General features: G+C 28.1%; 10 protein-coding genes. 1 reads left to right on the top strand and 9 read right to left on the bottom strand.

Features of this window, described 5'->3' with window-relative positions; genetic code table 11:
* Window position 1 precedes the first annotated feature (1 nt).
* From CX675_RS14405 to CX675_RS14365, 9 genes are all read right to left on the bottom strand, one after another.
* Window positions 2-7,765 carry a hypothetical protein gene (locus CX675_RS14405; RefSeq protein WP_130735947.1) on the bottom strand — a complete coding sequence of 2,588 codons (7,764 nt, stop codon included), beginning with the start codon at window positions 7,763-7,765 and terminating at the stop codon, window positions 2-4.
* Window positions 7,766-8,001: 236 nt separating this feature from the next.
* A complete protein-coding gene (locus tag CX675_RS14400; RefSeq protein WP_130735946.1) occupies window positions 8,002-8,550 on the bottom strand; it encodes a 3'-5' exonuclease in 549 nt (182 codons plus the stop codon).
* A gap of 3 nt (window positions 8,551-8,553) precedes the next feature.
* Window positions 8,554-9,192, bottom strand: coding sequence for a hypothetical protein (locus CX675_RS14395; protein WP_130735945.1), 639 nt, complete (start codon window positions 9,190-9,192; stop codon window positions 8,554-8,556).
* A 21-nt stretch (window positions 9,193-9,213) separates the two neighbouring features.
* Window positions 9,214-12,444: a hypothetical protein gene (locus CX675_RS14390; RefSeq protein WP_130735944.1), complete on the bottom strand. Its 3,231-nt coding sequence runs from the start codon at window positions 12,442-12,444 to the stop codon at window positions 9,214-9,216.
* Window positions 12,445-12,449: 5 nt separating this feature from the next.
* Window positions 12,450-14,669, bottom strand: a complete 2,220-nt coding sequence (locus tag CX675_RS14385) for a hypothetical protein (RefSeq protein WP_130735943.1) — start codon at window positions 14,667-14,669, stop codon at window positions 12,450-12,452.
* A gap of 301 nt (window positions 14,670-14,970) precedes the next feature.
* On the bottom strand, window positions 14,971-15,636 hold the full coding sequence (locus CX675_RS14380) for a response regulator transcription factor (protein WP_130735942.1): 666 nt from the start codon (window positions 15,634-15,636) through the stop codon (window positions 14,971-14,973).
* 246 nt (window positions 15,637-15,882) lie between these two features.
* On the bottom strand, window positions 15,883-16,347 hold the full coding sequence (locus CX675_RS14375) for a hypothetical protein (protein ID WP_130735941.1): 465 nt from the start codon (window positions 16,345-16,347) through the stop codon (window positions 15,883-15,885).
* Window positions 16,348-16,466: 119 nt separating this feature from the next.
* Window positions 16,467-19,808: an SMEK domain-containing protein gene (locus tag CX675_RS14370; RefSeq protein WP_130735940.1), complete on the bottom strand. Its 3,342-nt coding sequence runs from the start codon at window positions 19,806-19,808 to the stop codon at window positions 16,467-16,469.
* Between the two features lie 242 nt (window positions 19,809-20,050).
* Window positions 20,051-20,716 (bottom strand): response regulator transcription factor, encoded by a 666-nt coding sequence (locus tag CX675_RS14365; RefSeq protein ID WP_130735939.1) that lies wholly within the window; start codon window positions 20,714-20,716, stop codon window positions 20,051-20,053.
* A gap of 419 nt (window positions 20,717-21,135) precedes the next feature.
* Here CX675_RS14365 and CX675_RS14360 point away from each other — a divergent pair, with 419 nt between their 5' ends.
* The gene (locus CX675_RS14360; protein WP_130735938.1) at window positions 21,136-21,831 is read left to right on the top strand and encodes a hypothetical protein; all 696 of its coding nucleotides are present in this window, start codon (window positions 21,136-21,138) and stop codon (window positions 21,829-21,831) included.
* Window positions 21,832-21,857 lie beyond the last annotated feature (26 nt).

Below are 21,857 nucleotides of genomic sequence, written 5' to 3'. Positions count from 1 at the left end.
ATTATATATTTAATAAATCAATAGGTAAAATAACTTCCGCCATAACGGGATAATTGATCACTGCATCATCTCCGGGTTCCATATCTCTATAAACCTTGTATTGAAACTTCAAACTAATGTTTTCTGAAATAGCTTTTTCAGAATTCATAATGATAGCTTGCGAGTGGTCTTTAGAGAATAGAATCATATAAGTGCTATTCACATTTCCGTCTGTCATTACCTGAATAGTGTCTTTTATAACCTCCTGTCTAAATTTAGGGTTATTAAATGGTTCAGGATTTCTAACAATCAAAGCTATATTAACTCCAGTGTTACTATCTTTAATGACATTTACTTCAGTTCCAACCGCTTCATTCCATGGTTTTAAACCTAAAACACCTTCAAAAACACAATCAAACGGATGTTGATAATAATTTCTTAAAGTTGCAATTATTTCTGGGGTAAACCCTGTTAAAGGCAATATATTATTTGGATTATTCCAATTCCAGATAGTTGTATAACTAGCTTCAATTTCATCTTGAGTAAATGATTTTTCAAAATTAAAAATAGCATCACGTTGCACCAGATCCCCTTCAAACTCTCTTTCCATAAAATAACTCTCCACCTGTTCTTTAAAGTCTTTATAGCGCGAAGTTTTAAATACGAATTTATGAACTTCTCTTGTTTCTTCAACACTTGCAGTAGCATCAAAATCTCCATTATGATTGACATCAAACAAATTATTTACAATTGCTGTATAAAGTTTATTAGGCTTCAAATGCTTTGGATATATCTTCACATATTCTGATGCTGGTTTTGTAATAGTAACTTGTCCTATACAATTTTGTGCTTCCATTAAATTAAAGTAGTGGCTAATTGCAAATGGCACTTGTGGATTTTCTTCAGGATTCCAAGTCTCATCAGATTGAGGAATATGAATGTATTCTGTATCATTTGGGTCATAATCCAAATAAGGTGGATTCTCAATCGAAATATCTTCCACTGGATCTTTTATCACAATCTTTAATCTTCCAGCGAAACTATTGTCTGTTGAAGGTGCGTTTTTATAAGACTCCCATTTATGGAAGAAATGAGTAGCATAAGCTTTACTAAAGAACAACTGAATTTGTGTAGTACTAGCAATTTGTCCATTTATCATTGAGATCTGATCATCATAAAATAATGGTTTTGAACTTAACAAATTACCATCAGCATTTGGGTAAGATCGATTATAATCTATATATTGTTTTAAAGTAGTTAACGAGTATTTATCTGGATGCGCAACAACTCTTAATCTTTCCGAACTATTTGGTTTTAAAATGAATTCTCCAGTTACGGCATCTTTTAAAAATCCTGTAGTATCTTCAAAAATAAAACCGTTAGTATTACTTATGTATAAACTATTGTCTTCATTTTCTAAACCATTGCTACTAACTATAAAATAATTAGTATCGTCTTTTAATAATTGATCTCCATTTTTCAATTTAACATCACCGTAAGTGGATTTATCATGAGTATGGAAATAGCCAACTGGTCCAGCTGTAGTAAAACCATAAGTATAGGGATAGGACTCGATATGACTGCCATTATCTACATTGTCTTTCAATACAAAATGGATATAATAACTTGTATCGGGTCTCCATATTGGCTGAATATATTTTGTTATGCCATCTATTGCAGCTAATGCATCTTCTCTAATATCTTGTTGTGAAGGAATATTTATATTATATTCATAATCTTCAAGAGATATCCAACAAACTTGATGAATCAATGTAAACTCTTTAGGGGAGCATTTACAAATACAATCTCCAACCTCTTCCAGATAATTAAGTATAGAAACCACAGCATTCCATGCCAGTCCATAATTCTGAATGTTTTTTATATTTAAAAATTGGGTGATTAATTGTAATTCATTACTAAGACTTACTGGTAAATTAAAAATAGTATTAGAAGAGTTAATTTGTTCTTGTATTTGCAAATAACATAACGATACTGATTCAAAATTAGCTACATTTATAAGAGAAGGACTAATTAAGCAATTTTGATATATACTTAAAACGCTATTATAAATTAGACAAACTTTAATGTCTCCTCCCTCACATTCTTTTACTTTACAGTATTTTTTTATTTCAGAGGATACATTATTTGATTCACAAATTGATTCCTTTAAACCATATTCATATGCTTTGGTTGTTACACCTTGTAATTTGATTAAATTAACATTAGTAATAGCAACTAAAGGAGCATTTAATACATTTGTCTTACAACTTTGTAAGTGAGAGTTAGTGTGGACTACCAACGAACCTTCAGTTTGATTAAAACAGTTTAATGTGATAAAATTACTAACTCTGTTAAAGGTGAAATTTCTTATACCATTTGTACCGCTATTAAAATGTATTTCCTTACTCCAAATTATATCAAAACTAAAAGTTATTTTGTGTAAAATTCCATTATAATCATTATTTTGAAGTAAATAAAAACCGTCATTACTTAATTGAATGGAAGAATTATGATGCTGAGTTGCCGGAAACTGATACGAATTATAAGTACCTTCACCATTTACTAGTAATGCAAAAATACCATCTTGTTTATTATCATAACCCGATAATAAATAAGCTCCATCATCAGTAACTTTAATATCATGTATGGTTGTGTAACGTTTATCAATTTTTAAAGAAGATATATATTTTAAATCATGATTTAATTTTATAATACTACCAATAGAATCTTCATAATCTCCTAGCATGTATCTACCTACTAAAACAAAACCATCACTATCTTCACAGATAGCACTCACAATAAACTCCTCATTTTCAATTACTAACAAATTAGCTTTAATCAATTCTCCAGTAGAATCAATAGTTGCTACAAAAGGTTCTTTTTGGGTATCAATTTGATTTCTATCTGAAATTGTTAAATAGAATTGGAACGCAACTTTTGAAGGTGCAATATGAACATAGACATCTTCATCTTTCCAATTAATATCTTTACACCAAATGATTTCACCATTTTCATAATCAAAGTTTAATAAATAATGTTGTTTACCTATAGCAGCATGGACCACATACTGAAACTTATTCGTACTATTATCTTTAATTTGGATGATACGCTTAAAGGTTAATTTTTCTTCTGTATTATCTGGTAAAACATAGGTTCTTTCCCAAAGGACAGTGCCATCTAAAGCCAATTTACTAATTAGACCTTTTTGTTCAGTTGTTCCAATAGCATAAATAAATTGCGTAGTATTTTCGGTAAATTCTTTAGAATAATAGTAATTCAATAAATCTTTTTTAGAATATCTATTTATAAATGATTTAGCATCTCCTCCTCCACTGGCTCCACACAATATTTGTTCCAATTCAGATTCTAAAGACGCAGTTGAAAGTATTTCACCTTCTATTATACCAAGAGCAATCAAATTATTATCATTTTCAATGGTAGCAATTTGGTTGTTAAGTAACGTTATTTGTGAATTAATATTCTCATCAAAAATAGGTTCAATTACGATTCGTGAAATAGGTCTCCAATTTTCATTTATAGGCTCCCACTCATCTTGAAGGTTTATTGTATAATTATATTTTATTTCATCTTGTAAATCTTCAGCAAACAATATCATTTCATAGGGTTCGTTTATATTAGAAACTGCTGGATTTGGGTTTCCATAAACCACATTAAATAACACATCATTTTCTGGACTTTGAATTACAGCATAGAATTTCACTTTTACTCCATTACTAAAATTACTCAATTTTAATGCTGTCATTATAGTGGGCTGAGGTAATACAATTTCCAAACTATTCCAATTATTAAACCCTAATGATTTAGAAAAATTATAGGGGTTTACTTCATCTGTTATATAAGTATAATCTTCATCAGGATTAGGAGTAATCAGTTGAAAAGATACATCATTTGAAAAAAGTGGGGTATTCACATCACCGCAAAAATATTTAGCGTTTAAAGGCTTAAATAAAAAATTAGCACATTTTAGTTCTCTTTCTTCTGATTGACAAAACAATGTTGACGCAGAAACTCCATATTGTTCAGGCACGTACCAACCTGGCTCACCTTGTTCAGTATAAGAAAACGGAGTTGTTGCAAGTAATCGCACCGCATTATAAACACCATCTATTTTTTGAAACTGTCCTATTTTTAAATTAGCTATACTAGGGTCATTAGGATACAAAGCTTCATAAGGATGATAATTTTCCCATAAATTCTTAGTTTCATTCCAAAATTTTATTTCTAAATGCTCGATGGTGTATTGATGTTTTACTTGTCTAATACTCCTACCTTTAATCGTGCTTACAGGCGGAATTAAATCCAAATAATTTGCTGGTGCATTAGTAATACCGCCGATTAATTTTCGAACAGAATTATTAGGATCTTGCACATTACCTGGTAACAAACCTTTTTGCGTTTTTATATCAATGTAAGTATCTAAAGGAATAATGTGTTCTAAGATTAATTCATTTGGTGCTCCAATTGGAGGTGAGCTCAAATACCCTAGTAAGAATGGCTCATTAGTCAACATACTTATCCCTTGAACCAATTCTGGTATAGCTGAGACATTAGATATATTAATTAATGGATTAATTGGAGATCGGTCTACATTTTTATCAAAATTCCAAACTACTTCAAGGTTACCACTAAATTTAAATAAAGTAATACGTTTACCAAATATCTTAATTCCAACTTTTACTCTAAAATAGAATTTACCATAGATTAAGAATGGTTTAGGTGCTTCTACTCCAAATAAAATTCCAATATCTAAACTTAAAGTAACAAATAATACTCTTATTCTTGCGCTTACTCCTGCCATTAAATAAGCTCCCATTTGTGGTCGTTCAAAACTCACTTTTCCTCCAACCTCTATAAAGGCATGAGCTTGTACTTTTATAACTCCATAATTTCTATTAAAATTGAATTCTCCTCTTGCCCCAGCTTCAATACCTTTTGCCGAAAGCATAACATAACTCTTAATAGTAAGTAAGGTTAAAATTCTAGCTGTAATAGGATTAACATTTGTACCAATATTAACATACCACGGCTTCTGATTTTTAAAGAAGAAACCAGCTTGAACCTCAGCCTGTACTGTTAGTATTTTCCCATTACCAGGTAATTTATAGTCTGCACCAAACCCAATTTCCAATGAATCATCACCTACTGCTACAAAAGCAAAAAACGGAGGGTCTTGAGTACTATCTAGACCTAAACGAGCCGCAAGAATATTTGCCCTTCCATCAATCATAAATAAAGATGGAATGGAGAATAATGCCATTGCTTTTATACTAAAAGTATAACCATCATCGGCCGATGTTCCTAAAGTAGCTCCTGCTCCTAATGAAACTAGTGTATTATAATTGACGCTTCTATCTGGTCCACTAAATTTTCGAACATTAATTCCTGTTCTCGGTGATTTATAATATTCATACCAAGTGTTAGTAGAAGTTAATCCTATAGCTTCTTTTTCCGCAACATAACGATATCCTAATAATCCTCTAAATCCATATACTGCAAAGGAACCCAATGGAATAGGAACTGTTGGTTCTATTTCGCAATCTATCATAAAAGCAGGATATTTTGGCATCAACTTCATTTCTGCTTTTCCTGCAAGTTTTGCTTTAGGAATTTGTAAGGTAATACCTCCTGCATATTCTTTAGAAACCCCAGGTTCAGGTATAGTTACCCATCCATTAATTTTAGCTAGAGAGCCTGAATTAGCAGGAATTACTAAATCTAAATATAAAGTCTGAATGTGTAAATAAGGATGAGGTTTATCCTCTAAATCATCAACGCAATAGTAATACTTAACTCCGTCTCCTCTTACTTCTATTCCTAGTGGGTCGATACTAACACCACCATCAAAACCAAAATAGTTAAATTTGCGCATTACACCATTAACCTCTTTTTGATGAGAACCATAGTGAATAGCAGAAACGGTAATCTCTACAGGTCCTAATGGTAAAACTATTGGATTTATAAGTTGTACGGAACCTCCTTTAAATTCTATAGATCCATCATTATAAATACGCAATCGCTCTATCTCAATAGGTCCTAATTGCAAAGTCTCTTTTAAAAATCCCTCAAATTGTAAAGTTCCTGAGGTACCAATATAAAAATCATTATCCTCTTTACCTAATTCTACACTTTTCATGCGATAGGTAAAAACATCAGGAAACTCAATAGGATAAGGAGGTTGTGCAGATGCCGTTAAATTAAAATCACCGTCATCGCTTAAATGACCATCTACACCTATTTTTACAGTAGTAGGATAAGGAATTACTTGACCATTCTCATTTAAACTATTTTCTGGATAAACAAATTTTTTAATTTCTAAAGCCCCTTTTATATGGGAAGATATAACCTTATTTTGTTTAAAAATGATATCGAATTTACTAAAACCTATTTTGAAACCAGTAGTTTCTGATCCAATTATAAACCAGAAGTAATCGTTTTCTGTTATTGGGTTACCCAAAACAACTGCTTCCAATCCTATAATTCCAGATATTCCACCTGTTCCTACTAACAATCTTTTCCCTGTTAGTTTTAATGTTTGCTGAATGGAATTATCCTTTGAAAACCATTTTTTTGGTAAATAAATATCAATTTTATCACTGTAGAACCCCATAAAATCATCTGGTCTTCCATCCGCTTCAGCTTCTATGATATTATTTTCTTTACTTAGGTCTAATTTAAGATTTTGAATATTGATAATTAATCCAGTATTTCCTATTTGAGCAGGGACAATGGTGTTTAAAACTAATTCCATATTGTAACCAAATCCCTTTTCAGTATCGGCATAGAATAAAGCTTCTGCAAAAGTAAAAAGCACTTTTGGATACCCATTTGCATCTGCTGGTATTACAGACAGTCCTCTTGTGCTATTTGGACTTGCAACATCACTAGGATTATATGGATTTATACCATTTTCATCATATACTGGTTGTAGTAAACTTCTTGGAAATTCTACTCCAGCTATAAGTGTTAGTGTTGCTCTAAATTTTGGTATTAAAATATCTTTGATAAACGCGTCTAAATCATCAGGTATAAAGCTTTTGAAGAAAAGTTTAACTCTATTTAATGTAGTATTCAAATCATCATCTAGTAGATAAACACCAAAAGCAGTTAAAGAAGCATATTGATTACCTCCTTGAGTATATATTTCTTGAACAATTTCTGTGAGAGTTGTGTTATTTGTTGGTGGTGGTAAAACAATAGTTGTTTCTTCATTTATATCTATTACAAACTGTTGCAAAGGTGTAATATTTGCATCTGATGGAGTAACAAATACATTTATAAAGTTTGCTAGTACTTGTTCTTCTGATATATTTAGAACTAACAATGCCATTTCAAATAACTCTTGGGGTGCGAATGAAAAGGAGTCAATATTAAAAGCGCGTAAATAGCCTAATACTTTCCATTGGTACTCCACTGTAATAGGGAAAGAAGAAATGCTAAAATCATTTCCAGTTACATCTGGATTTAATACTAATGAAATTCCTGTACCTGGTAATTCTATAGCTAATCTTTTTGGAGAAACAATATTCAAGCTATAAAACGCAGCATCTCCTCTAGGACTTTTAGTATATTGTAAATCTTTATAGTGAATTTTACCTAACAACCCCACTAAACCTTCTTTTATGAAACCTAATATTTCTGGAATATCTTCTTCATTCAAAATTGTGGATAAAGTAGGATAATATCTTTTTGTTACGGCAACAGAAGGTGTTTGTGTATTTGGCATATTTCGAAAATTAATTGCTTCTAAAATCTTATTAAGATTCATTTTGTAAAAATCACATGAATATCATATTAAGATTCATTTGTAAATTTAACGCCAAATTCATTGCCAGTCAATCCGTATTTACACGGAATTTTGCGTTACGTGTAAACACGTAATATTTATATAAAACACTTTTTTTATGGTGAATTACTATTCTCTTAAATAGATGAAATACTACTAAACAAAAACCGCAAAGTCAAAAGAGGTTTGCGGTTTCGTATTGTTTTAAAGTTATAAACTTAGTTTTTTAGAATTTCCCTTAAAATTTTCGCAATATTATTAGCATCATCCTTACCTCTGTGATGAGTACCTTCTAATGGAATTCCTAATTCTTGAAGTGAGGCGTCCATACCTAATTCATAAGGTAATTTCTGTTTTAAAGCAAAAAGCGTTTTTACATTAATATGTGATGGACTAAATGGATAACCTTTGCCTAAATCGGTACATTGTCTTTGAAATTGTTTCAAATCATACGCGCCATAACTAGCCCACGCTCTACTTTGAGTATCATATTCTTTTTTAAGAATGCGAAGTGCTTCTTGAAAAGTTACTCCTTCTTTTTCTATCATTTCTGATGTTATTGTTGTAAGCTGTGTACAAAATGAACTTATAACTGAACGTTCTGGTTTAACAAAAACACCTCTGTTATTTGTTATCTCTCCAGTATTTACATCTAACAAACATACCCCTATTTCAATAATATCATTCTCCATTCCTTCTGGGTTTTTACCTTCCCAACAGGTGGCTTCTATATCTACTACTACTATTTTATCTAATAATTTTGCCATGATTTATAATTGCATGGGAGGAACCAGAGGTTCTGGATTTGTAAAATATGCTAAAATTTCTGGTGTCATAAAAGGTAATCTTTCATAATATGTACCGTAAAATAAATTTATATTAGTAAAATTTCCTTCTGCAACATTATGAGAAACATTAATAGTTAAATTTCCATCTCTAAAATCAAAAAATATTTCATCATCTTCTTCATAAACAAAATCCAACTCTTCTTCAACATTTACCACATGTTTACCTTCTAAATAATAAACTTTACGAATATGATTCGGATTTTCTTCAGATTTATAGACTATTCTCCTTTTATTTGAATCAAATACATCTATACTAATCAATGATCCTAAAACTCCATTTTTATATTCATAAAACCTCCAAACTGTATAACCATTTATTATTTCTAAATCTTTTGCAATAGTATATGTTAAATTACCATCTAGTTTACCCAGTTCAGTATTTAAATCTTCATCTGGATATATATATATATATATAATTTCCACCTCTTTGTCCCAATAAACAATAGAGCTTTTAATACGATTATTCTCAAAAGCAATTTCTTTATAATCATCTAATTGACTTGCTTGTTGTGGCGTAATTAAAATTCCGTCAGTATTTTTAAATTCTTTATATGTACTCATTTTCTTTTGTGCATAAATTAGTTAATATTTTAAAGACATTACTGGATCAACATCATAAGGAGATCCTTTGATAATAATTGAAAATCCAATTTCAGTTTCATCAGCACTGTTTTTTGGATAAAAAATATGCGTTCCATCGTCTCTTTTTACTGCTTGTTTTAGATTATCTAAAAAACCATCTGGTTTAATATAATCTTTTCTAATCATTCCCTTATTAATTCCTTTTTTCACATTTATTAAAATTATATCAACTTCCTCATTTATCATTTTTGAGTTCCATGTAGGATTTTCTAATCTTAATTGTTTCCTATAATCTTTTTCAAGTCCTTTTAAATAATTATTAGCTTGATTTTTTGATATATATATTCTACCATCAAAATCATCTGGTTTAATAATATTACCATCTCTTGTTAAAACTGGAACATCATTTACATTAGGATCTAAATCATGTGATTTAAATTGTACCGAACCTTGAACTTCATACTTTGCATTAGAAATCCCTCTTTTTTTACAAAAATCATCTAAAAAAACTTTTGCTTTCTGCGAGAATAATTTATAGTCCTGTAAATTGTAAAAACCTGTTACAAATCCTCTTTTTAAAATTACATTTGCGTAATAATTAATAATAATTCTTGATTCAGTAAATGTATAACCTTTAATAATTTTTCCCACAAGCTGTCCAGTAACTGGGTCTATTATTTTTTGATCAACTCTACATGCAAATGTAACAAAGTCTTCTATTATTTTTTGATCATTTATTCCATTTTGAATAAAATCTTGTATAATTATTTTTAAATTATTTTCATCAAAATTTAAATTAAAAAACTTCTTATTAAATACACCATTACCATTACTAATTCGATTTAAAATCTTCGGTTGGATTTTATCATAAATTTTATCTACTTGAACTAATAGGTCAGCTGCATAATTTAAATACTTACTTTTCCCTAAATCAGTAATTTTTTCTGCTGTCTCATCTATAATTTGTTGACTAGCCCCCGAAGTGTTAGTGTTTTCTAGTTTATCAATCAAATTACTTTTTATCGTTACATTATCAACTCCACCTCCAGCTTTTTCAATAACTCTAGCAGCTTGTTTTTTTAATGCTAAAGAAGCTATTGTATCACCAGCTGAAATAGACAAAGTTGCTAATTGAAAAATCATGATAAAGGTATGCATATTTTGGCAAAACCTATAATCATCCCACACTTGCGCATTTTCAGGAGTATCAGGCACTGTAGGTAGTGTACAACTTACAAAACTGGCAAAAAATCCTATAACACCAGAAGAAAATTCTACTCCACCTAAAATTACTCTAAAACCAGTTTTTGTGAATAGTCCTACTTGCCCTTCAGCTAAAGCCGCCCATCTTAAATGACGTAATTTTGATAAATTTCCAATTCCTGAAAAAGTTAAAATCCCATCTATTAAATACCCTAGCATATTTTCAGTATCACTCTGATCTCCAGCATCGTCTATATATTTCAACACAAAAATTGGGATAAATGAATTGATTGTGTTACCATTAATTTCAGTTTCCTCTCCTGTGGTTGTCAACAAAGGCGCTTTTGTATCTAAATTTGTATTAATTAGAGTCACTGGCTGATATATATCATAAGTACCATATTTTATATATTCCTTTTTTAGAATATAATTTTGTTCATCCCATATATCTTTGTAAGCAATTATCTTATTTTTTTCAAAAGAAAACATAAAATTATCTCTAAACATCCCTAACTCTTTTGTAGATTCATAAGGTATAACAATAGGTGATGCGTCTTCATAAGCCACTGAAAAATCTATTATACCAAATTCATTGATTGTTTTTCTGTAAGCTATTTCACTAGTATAATAAAACAGACAACCTACATTCGCAGGATTATTTTCATTATCAAATTTGGCTAATGAATCATCTGAATAATCTAATATTTTAGACCCTAATGTATTCGCTCGTATATTATTACTAATATAGTCATAAGGATTATATTTACTAAACTGCCATAAAAAATACAGTCCTTGGACAAAAGCTCCTCTAGTATTGTTGGGTTTATAATTAGTTTTAAAAACCCAATTTGTTATTCCTACTATACCTTCTGTTATATTAAAGGATTGATTTAAATTTTTATATATTACCTCATAAAGAGTTATTGATTCTTTGAATATTATTCCATCTTTTTTATCTTTTAGTAACTCTTGAAGAAAATAATCGACAGCTGATTCACCACTTTGGTCAACTTGAAGGTCATTAGAACCAAATGAGTAGGTAAGATTCACTATAAAGTTTTGAATGGCAGTTTCTGATAAATAACCTCTTTTACCAATAGTATCATAAAAAGCACTTTTATGTTCAATTATCTCATCTACAATTAAAAATTCATCTGCAATAAAATGGAGCATCTTAATCTTCTTTTCGATTGCTACATTTTGTAGTACTAAAGGATGCAAACTTGAAGCCAAAGCAATAGTCTTAATTATATCAGAACCGTCACTAATATAATTTAGATAATTTGATACTGAACTATAATAATTCTTTAAATCACTGTAATAGCCAATATAATAATTCCTTATGGCTTGATAATCGGTAGGATTAATAATTAATGACAGCTCCCATTTGTCTTTTTGATGTTGTTTTAAACTGTCATCAAAATCATTAGAATTAAAGGCATCATAAATCTTCTCATCAATGTTATTAATCAATTGTGTTATATTTGCAATTGTATTAATTAATTCAAAATCATCTATATTAGAATTAATAATGTTGTTTACAAAAAAATTATAAGCAGTTAATGTAATTGCTCCCGTTTGAGTTATAGAATTGAAATTACAAAAGGAATTTGAAGGATTTATTGCGAAAATAGCAATATTAATTTCATCATTAGTAAAAAAATGATTTTCAGAATACAACAATTTGTATTCATTCCAACAATAAGTGTTATTTGAAATCAAGTCTTGGCCCACATAAGAAACAACTCTTTTTTTTAAGACAATTTCATCTCCATAATTTGCATAATCCCAATCTTTAAACTTAATGATTTTTGATTTGTCTTTAATAATTTCCGCTTTATAATCTAAATATTTTTCTTTTTCGTAATATCCTTCTTCAATTCCATCAAAATCGACAAAATGATGAAAAACTATATTTGTATCTTTTGTTTTAAAAGATGCTAAATGACCAGATGAATAAAAATGTAATTGGACAATATTTTCTGTTGTTACAACATCTCCATTTTTTAAAATTGTAGCTTGTTTCATAAGTTTTATATTAAATCTAAAGAGATATTTTTATTTTTAGTAAATGGTATACTTTCACTATACTTTTTTGATGCATACATCCTATCATCAATACTATATAATCTAACATCTTCATTTAAACAAAACAAAAACAATTCGCCTGTAGCATTTTCAGCTATCACATCCAAAGTGTATGATTTGTATTGAACATCTTCTATCGAAAGGAAATAATCTTCCTCATTTTCTAATAGGTTTCTAAAATAAATTTTAGGATTTATTAAATTGTTAGACCCAATTATAGCAATTAATTGTTGGTATTCCTCTTTCGTTATTCCTAAAATCTTTTTTGCTGGTAGTTTTCCTTGTTCTTGTTCTAAAATTACTCCTGTAATTGTACTTCCTGAATCGGTAAATAATACAGTTGAAAATGAAAAAGGTTTTTTAGGCTGGTAATAATTATTTTGCTCTTTACTATAACTAATCGTTTTTGCTGTATTTCCTTCTTTTAAAGACGTATTGTTTTTAATATAAGTACTTTCGTCAAAATCAGAATCTACTAACAACGTTTCAAAAGTTACCCTTTGCAAATCGCTATCTTCATCAATTTTAATAAAATCTTCTATTTTTTTTACTTTTACAGCCGCTACATCAGTTTTTTTAAGCGCATTAGGAAAATGAATCAGTTGCAATTCTTCTTCTATTACTGAAGGCAATTCGTTTTCATTTTTAGTAGCTATAAATGACTTAGCATTTAATAATCCGAAAATGTCGTCTATGTCTTTTAAATAAAAGATAGAAGGTACAATAGGATCCGCATTAGGATCTATGGGTGGAGCAACGTATTCAGAAACGGTTAATTGTTTACCTTCATAAATGAGTTGTACTATAGATGCTATAACTTCTGTACCTGATTTTTCAAATTGAAAACCAATTGGTTGTGTATAATTATAATCGATAGTTGTAGTAGAATCTTCAGAAGCTGGTTGCAACAAGTTTGTATTTCTTACAAAGTTGTTTTCATGACTAGTTTGTAGGTTGCCTAACTTTACATATAATGCAGCTTCACTATAATTATCAGTAGTAAGTTGTATATAAAGGTTTTCATTATTAGCTACTTTATGTATAGGCCAACTTGCCTGACCAAAGATAGTTTCTGTTCCATTAGCTAAAGTAGTGCCAATTTTTATATTGTTTGCATTGTCTTCAGAATACCTATAATTTTCATAAAAGTTATAACTTCTTTGTCGGTTTGCTTGCAAATAAATGTATTGCGTATTTTTGGTATAAAAACTTGTGAGTAAACCAAAGATAGTGTCTTTAGTGGTTAAAGGTGTTGCCGTTTCATCTACATATATTTTTCCGCTTCCGTTAGCATGTAAACCATAGAATGCTACTAAATCAATAAATTTTGTACAAACTTCTTTGAGTAATTTTTCTTGAAAAGGAGTTGTAGCGCTGGCAAGATCTAACATAAAATCTGTAGCTCTTGCATAGTTTAAATCGAATTTAAAAGGAGTTGGATCGTTTTCAATGTAATATTCTCCAGAATTTAGAACAATATCAATTCCTAATTCTCCTGTAATGTCTCCTAAATACATACCTCTTTTTACCATAGGTAACTCAAAGGCTTTTTCTGTTGGTTCAGTAGCTTCTCCAGTTACATTATCTACTACTGTTTCAGATAATTTGTAAAAAAAAGTGTTTATTAAAACAGATAAATCGGTTTGAGGGTTTGTTGTTGTGGGAAAACCTATAAAATTAGCCGCAAAAGTGGGCTTGGGTTGGTTTGTATTTTCAGTACTATAAAACTGATTGAATTCTTTCCAAATGTGTTTTATAAATTCTGTACCATTATTTTCATCTCCTACAATGACATCATTGGCTACAAAATCACTCTTATTTAGTCCTCTATATATGATATATTTAATTCCTAAATCTTTAATAGGTTGTGTAAAAGGCTTTAGAATAAGATTCACTTTGCTCGTATTTCCTATTTGTGGTTGTACCAAAACCTGACCTTGGCACAAAGCATATACTTTCTTGCTTCCAGTAAAAGTAATTTTTGAAGTAGTTCGAAATTGTGTTGGGTTAACCGCTCCAAAACTGTTACTTTCAGAAATGGTTACGGCTCCAGAAGTGGTTTGCAAAACAAAATGTGAAACGGGTTGAATGACAGCTCTTACATTAGTACCTTGATTGGAAGTGGTTAAATTTTGCCCTTGTGTATTGGAAATTACTTCTGCCATGAATTGAATTTTAAAGATTAGTAAATTTAACTCCTATTATGATTCCTGTCAATCCGTATTTACACGGAATTTTGCGTTACGTGTAAACACGTAATCCATAAAAATAAAGCATAAAAAAACCACCAAAAGGTGGTTTAAAATAAGAAAAACTATTTAATGGAATTTACTTTTTAGTTTTAATGCTTTGTAAAAAATTTAGAGCAATATAAGTTACTCTTATAATTTATAGATTTGACTTTAATCGCTTATCAAATAAAACAGTTATTTAATTGTTACCTTTTCATTAGTAGCTATATAATCTTTAAATAGTAATTAAACCATTTTTAATTGCAAAGATAATGACACCAATGAAATTTTTAGCACCTACTTTAGTCATTATTCTTTTTCTATGCGACTCAATCGTTCTATAATTCAAGCATAATTTGTCTGCAATTTCACCAGTATTATATTCCTTACTAATTAAATCTACAATTTCAATCTCTCTTTCTGAAAGTATTTTTTCTCTACTTTTCTTTAAGTGATCAATATTTAACATTTCGCCTTTAATAACCATTGCCTCTCTTATAACATTAGAAAATTTCATATCAAAATAGAAATCTTCATTGTAAACTCTATTTATAGCAAGATGTAAAGATGTAAAATCTGTATCTTTTGTAAGGTAACCATTAGCTCCTGCTAAAAAGACTTTTTTTATACTTTCTTTTGTTTCACGTTGTGATAAAATAATAATTTTAATTTGAGAATATTTTTCTTTGAGCTTTATACTGGTTTCATATCCATCCATTGTAGGCATTTGCAAGTCTAACAATACCACATCAGGGTGTATTGCATCCGTTGCCAAAATTTTTAAAAACTCTAATCCATTAGCTGCCTGAGTAATTACTTGAAAATCCTTACTTACTTCTAATAGATTTTTAAGTCCTTCTCTAACTATTTGATGATCGTCTACGATTGCTATTTTAATCATGAGGGGCTATTTGGTTTAATATTGAAGTAATTTTTAGAACATCATAAAAAATTTATTGTATGAATTTTATTGCAATTTTCGTGCCTTTATTTAATTTAGTAGGTAAAAAAATCATTTTTTTCAAACGATTATAAAAAGTCTTTGAATAGGCTTACTTTTTTATGTATGTTTATTTTGAACTAAAACAATTCCTTTATAAAAGGCATAAATAAGATTGTTCTTTAACACTTTAAAACATAATAATTTTTATCGATAAGCCCTAAAACTCCCATTAGTTACAGAAACCGAAGTTCCATTACCATCATCTCCAGTAAAAGTAAAAGTTCCTTTAATATACTCTTCATTTATTTCAGTCACAACTATTGTGCCACTAGTAGCTGTGTAGGTATCATTTCCAACCCATAATTCTGCATTGTGAAGGGTTTCCAAATTGCTACTTGTAGGGGTTTCATCTGTAATTTCATGACTACCCAGTGATGGATTAGTTGGCATCCATAAAGAAATACGATTGTAAACGGTATTAATTTCTTTTTCACCCATTATGTGTTTTTGAAGCGATGTAATGGTTGTAGGTTCAAAATCATAACTTACATTATTAAATGTATATCGGATGTAAAGTGCATCATCGCCATTGTTAGAGGAATCATCAGAAGAACAAGATGCGATAGTTAGCGAAATTAAAATCAAAAAAAATTGGGATACTTTTTTCATGGAAAAGATAATTTATTATAAATAGTTCTTTCCAAAACTATCTGTTTTATAATTAAAAATCAATGAGTATTTATACCTAATTTGATATTTTAAAAAGTCTATAATAGTTATTAAAATCATTAATTATTCTTAATCTGTATGCTCTCTATATCTTTAATTGATAAATTTAATTCTTTAAACAAAAGGTTTTGATTGATAAATTTTAAAATTTTTAATTTCTTATCATGATTAAGTTGAATACCATCTTTATCGATTTCACTTAAAATAGAATACTTTAATAAAATAGCATTAACTTCTTGTAATGGTATACCCATTTTTAAAATAGGTAATTCATTAAATGTGATTTTTTCTACTAATTTGTTATTCTTTTGAAAAGATCTGAAATACCTTCTAAAATAGGAAACTAATTCTTCACCACCTGATTCTATTAGTTCAACTATTTTTAGCAAGGTATTATCTAAACCTGTTATATAATTATCAACGTTTTTACTGGTAGCCGTACAGTTTTTAAAATTTATTTTTTCATTATATACTTTACTAATCTTACAAGTATTATCGAAAAAAGTATTGCTATTAAAATGACAATTTAGAAACCAATTATAGTTATCTATTACACTATTTGTAAAATAGAAGTCGGAAAAATCTAATTGTAAGTTTAACACTTCGGGTATATCTATCAAATAAAAATTATCTATCGCAAAAAAATTATTTTCTTCATAATTTTCATCTGAAAATAATTCTATAAGTATTGTTCTTGAATTTATTTTAATAGGTTTTAATTCATTTATAAATATAAATAAATTACTAATAGCTTTATTAATTAACAAATTAGAATTAACAGGCAAAGTGTTCATTTCATTTATCAATGTTTTGAAATAAGGAAGTAATTGTTTCCAAGTTAATTCACTTTTCTCAATTTTATTTTTCAACCCCACATATATAGCTGAATTATAGATTAATCCAGTTGATATCATACTCAAAAACGAGTCGGTCAACGCAAAAGAGTTAGGGTTAATTATTTTGGAATACAATGCATTAATACGAAAAACATGATTGTAAAAATCAAATCGGAATAAATATCTATCTCTATTTGTAGTAAAGAAAGGGTTGTCTTTTAAACTATCTTCAATATTCTTAAGCATAAAAGGAGCATTAATTTTTTTAAGTAAAAAATCAAAATCTTCTAATTGAAAATAGCCATTTTTCTCAATAGCTAATAAGCTCAGTAATTTTACATATTCATCGGTTTTCAATTTAAAGCCATGCTTCTCTTTTTTTGCAATTTCTCTACTAATGATCTTATAAAAAAGATAATCATTACTATATTTTTTTATTAATATTTCAGAATCATAGTTGTATTGAAGTAAATCATAATCAAAATCAGTATCAACTATTGTAGAAATTACTTCTAATATAAATGGAGAATAAATGTATTCTTTTTCATCATCTTCAAAATGCTCAAAAAAATGATGTAACAATTTTAAAGAATCCTTTACTTTTTTCACATTGTAATTAAAGTTTTTATTAAAATATTGTTCCGCTAATTCTTTATTAAATTTCAATAATTTATAATAATTGTGTTTTTGAAATAAGGCATCTTGTGATTTTATTAATTCATCAATATACACATCTCTACAACTGATTATTAATTTCCCTTTTCCTAAAGTTTCTTCTAATTGATTTAAATCGATTATAAAATCAAGCAAGCTAAAATTTGGCAAAGTTGAAATAATTTCATCTATTCCATCAATTATTACGGTTATATTTCCAAATGCAAAATTTGATTTTAAAGTATTCACTTCAACTCCTCCAAATTGAATATTTGAAATCTCAAAAATAGTTTGCAAGGTAAATTTTGAAGTTTCAACATTTCCTCTTTTTTGAATAAAATCTACATAAGTCTCTGTATTTAAAAATATAACCAAATGATTATCAAAATTTTGTAAAACCTCATCATGTATTTTTTCACAAACGGTTGTTTTTCCATCACCTCCACCACCAGTAATAAATGAAACTGTTGTTTCTTCATTTTTAAGCCAATTTATGATATCATCTAACGTTTCATCATCTTCTTCTAATCTAAAAATAGGTGAAATAAACACCTCTTCTAGTAACCTATTTTCAATATCTTTTCGAATGTTTTTTAAACATTTATCGTAAAAGTACTCATCTATAAAATATACTTTATTCTTTGGAAATTTTTCTTGAATAAATCGTAAACGTAAATTTGTTTTTTGATTATAATCTTTTGGCAATAATACCGTTAAATTAGTGGAATATCCTTTAGAATATAATTTTTCAAATCTACTTAAAACATCATTTCTCTTATAATCATGACTAAATATCAAAAAATTAATAACCGAATTATCATATGTAAAATTATACAAACAAAAACTATCATTATTGTTTTCTAAACTTTTAAACGAATGTGTTGGAAACAAGCTTCTTAGTACATTTTCTATATCTTTAAAACTGTATTTTAAATTTTGTTTAGGTTTAAGATAGTCTGAAACTAACTTTTCAATTTTACTTACATTTAAAAGAGAAACTGTTCTTGGGTTTTTATATTTCTTGTCAAAAATTTTATAACTATAATTTGTGAAATTTAGTAAAATTGGATGAATTTCATTTTCTTTTAAATACTTAAAAATCCTACATGAAGGTTTTTGGGAATCTAGATTCTTTTTAATGAAGTTTTGGGAGACTATTACTATTGCATTTTTAATAAAGCCTAACAAACTAGTTTCTTTTAAAACCACGATATTATCAACAAAAGGAGATTTCTTCTCTTTTGCTTTTTTCAAAAGCAAATAATTAGTTGTCACAACGTTATAACCTAACTTTGAAATTATTTGTGATAACTCAAAAGCGTTATCCATTTCTTCATCATCAAAACTTAAAGCGATATATTCTAAAGAAGTGTTTGAATAAATATCGATATCAAATAAAACGGATTCGATTTTTTTGTTAACTTCAAATACTTTTACTTTATCACCTTCATTATATAAGTATTCATAAAGGCTAGACAAATCGATAATATTCTGGTCAAAATCAAAATTAAAACGATTATCAATAATTTGTAATATTTCTTTCTTAGTATTATTGTTAATTCTTTTTTTAGGACTTAAAATTAAAAAAAATAACTCGTCAGCTTTTTCATAATGCTTATACTTAAGCACCTGATTTATGGTATGTTTAATTTTTTCTGGCGAAAAAGTAGAACTTATTTGAAACATCACCTTGTTTTCAAAATCAATGCCATCTATCCCTGGAAAATTTTTATCAATTGAATTTGAATTTATTAACTTGAAATTGTAAATTAAATTAAGAATATCTAACAATGGACTTTCTAAAAGAATATTTAAACTTTGATCATTTACACTATTTTCTAATTCAATTTTGTTTCTAATTAATCCTAAATTAGTAGATAGTTTATCATTAAGATTACGCAGTGTTGTCATTAAATAAGTTTTGAATCAACTATTAAAGATTAATTGATAATTAATTAACAAACCTATCATTTAGAATTAAAAAAATCAATGAGTGTTTATACTTAATTTAAGAATGAGAATTATATAAGAAATACATTTTCAATCCTCTTCATTCTTTTTTTGGAAATAGTATTCAATAACAACTGAATATAAATCCCTAAGTATTTTTAAAATTTACAAAGAATATAAAATTGCACATTAAAAATCAACCATTAACTAAAATTATCTAAAGTAATAGCGTTAATTTTTAAAGCAAACAAGATGACTCCAATAAAATTTTTGGCACGAGTTTTTTCCATTATACGCTTTCTATGGTTTTCAACTGTTCGAGTGCTAATACACAACTTATTTGCTATTTCTTTACTACTCATTTCAACACAAGCCATATTAATAATTTCAATCTCTCTATCAGACAAATAAATTGATTCAGAAAAATCTAATGTATAACCCTCTCTTCTTTCCCATAAAATTGCATCTTTAATAACAATCCCTAATTCATCATCAAAATAATAATCATTTTCTATTATTTTTTCAATAGCATTTTCTAAAAGATTTGGAGAAGAATTTTTACTAAAAAATCCGTTCGCACCACATGTCATGACATGATGTATCACTTCTTTTGAATTGAGTTGCGAAACAATCAAAATTTTAATTTCTGGCTGTATACTTTTCAATATTTTACATAACTCAAAACCATTTATTATAGGCATTTGAATATCTAACAAAATAATATCTACATCATTTTCTTTTATATATTCTAAAAATGCTAGCCCATCATTTGTATCATAAACAACATTGAAATTTGTTGAAAAAGACAATAGTGTAGATAAACTTTTTCTAAAAAGTTCATGATCATCAATTAAAGCTATTTTAATCATAAAAATACGTAAATAAAAATCTTGATCAATAACTATTTGTCTCCCAATACTTAACTTTAATAAATATTATCATATAAATTTAATCCAATAAGAAAACTAAATTAATACTATTAAAATGCATGTTATTTTCTACAGTAATCTAATTAATTAGAAAAGCTCAACTCATTAATAAAAAGAGTTTAATCTTAAAAAAACGCTTTCTCTTGAAATATATTATACTTTAAATATTAAAGAGACAAAGCAATTTATGATAAAAAATGATAAAATACTTTATTTTAACTTATATTAACATCACCATTAAAATGACGCATTTGTTAGCCTCTGTTTAATATCATTTATGACATTTTTACCTATTATTGAGTAAAAATACTCATTGCACAAAACTTTAGTTAAGTCTAATTTTATAAAAAAAAACGTTTATGTTAAACTTACTGCAAAATTTATATACTGAGGAGCATAGTTTCAAAGAGGCTTCATTCGATTTCACGACAAAAGATGGTGATATTTTAGGATCTGATAAAATAAGTGGTCTTGAAATTAGACTATCTCATGTTATAATTAAAGACAATAAGACTGCTAAAATTTTTCCTTTCCCAGGATTGGCAAAAATCTATTTTTTAACATTAGTAGTTTCTGACGCTAAAAACCAAATCATAAATTTAGATTTGAAGGGTTTTGAAAAAGTAGATGATGGCGATGCGTTATCTATTGATAAATCTATTTTTTATTGGAAACAAGAAAAAAAGGAAAAAGCGCCTTCACAGGTTCATGTAATGACTTCCATTATAAAATCAAAACAAAGTTTGAGAGATGTTGCTAAAATAATGGAGAACATAAAAAACGATAACGATTATAAAGATTTATCCGATAAATTACTCACAATTATTAAAGAGGCTAATGAATTTTCTAATATTATTAATTTAATCAGTTCGGTTTCTTCAATAGTTGGTAAATATCTTGGTAAAGTTGATGACAAACCATTTTTAACCTGGTATCAAAGCTTTACAGATATTAATGGTGATTGGGACAAATTAGGAAAAACATACAAGCATGCGGAGAATAAATATGCCGCAATGGATTTATCTATAACTATTAGAGATAAGGCTAGGAAATAATAAGGGATTAAAGTTTAAAAAAAGCA

The organism is Flavobacterium sp. J27 (assembly GCF_004303025.1).
GTDB lineage: Bacteria > Bacteroidota > Bacteroidia > Flavobacteriales > Flavobacteriaceae > Flavobacterium.
The sequence above is the reverse complement of the archived record's forward strand: the minus strand, read 5'-3'. Positions and strand labels throughout refer to the sequence as shown.